1 protein-coding gene is annotated in these 615 nt (G+C 54.0%); it reads left to right on the top strand.

Annotated features, from left to right (window positions below; all coding sequences use genetic code 11):
• Positions 1-222 precede the first annotated feature (222 nt).
• The coding region (locus CSC94_RS24430; protein ID WP_205853417.1) for a hypothetical protein at positions 223-615 on the top strand (393 nt) is incomplete at its 3' end.

Here is a 615-nt window from a genome sequence, read left to right as displayed (position 1 = left end):
GATGTTCGTTCTGTGCGCTCGGTCTGCAGACAGTGCCCGCGTCTGCGATCCGATAATGGAGTGTATAAAACTTTATTAGATAATATATAAATATAGATAAAAATAAAGATATACTGATTATAAATTCCTTTCGGCTTAATATTAATGGTAAACAAGACAATAAGTTTACAAGAGATTACTAATTGATCAAAAAAGTACACCGACTAAGCAACGGAGGTGGTCATGACTTCTAGTAATCACGAGTGGTACTCCTGGAGCGAAGAGCATTGCGACGACGACGGCCATGGCGGTGGCTCCGGCTCGAAGGGCAGCGGTTCCAAGGGTACGAAGGGTTCTGGCTCGAAGGGCAGCGGTTCCAAGGGCACGAAGGGTTCTGGCTCGAAGGGCAGCGGTTCCAAGGGCACGAAGGGTTCTGGCTCGAAGGGCAGCGGCTCCAAGGGCTCGAAGGGTTCCAAGGGTTCCGGCTCGAAGGGCAGCGGCTCCAAGGGCTCGAAGGGCACGAAGGGTTCCGGCTCGAAGGGCAGCGGTTCCAAGGGCTCCAAGGGCTCCGGCTCGAAGGGCAGCGGCTCGAAGGGCTCCAAGGGTTCCGGCTCGAAGGGCAGCGGCTCCAAGGGT

This window comes from Zhengella mangrovi, assembly GCF_002727065.1.
In the GTDB taxonomy this organism is placed as follows: domain Bacteria; phylum Pseudomonadota; class Alphaproteobacteria; order Rhizobiales; family Rhizobiaceae; genus Zhengella; species Zhengella mangrovi.
The sequence above is the reverse complement of the archived record's forward strand: the minus strand, read 5'-3'. Positions and strand labels throughout refer to the sequence as shown.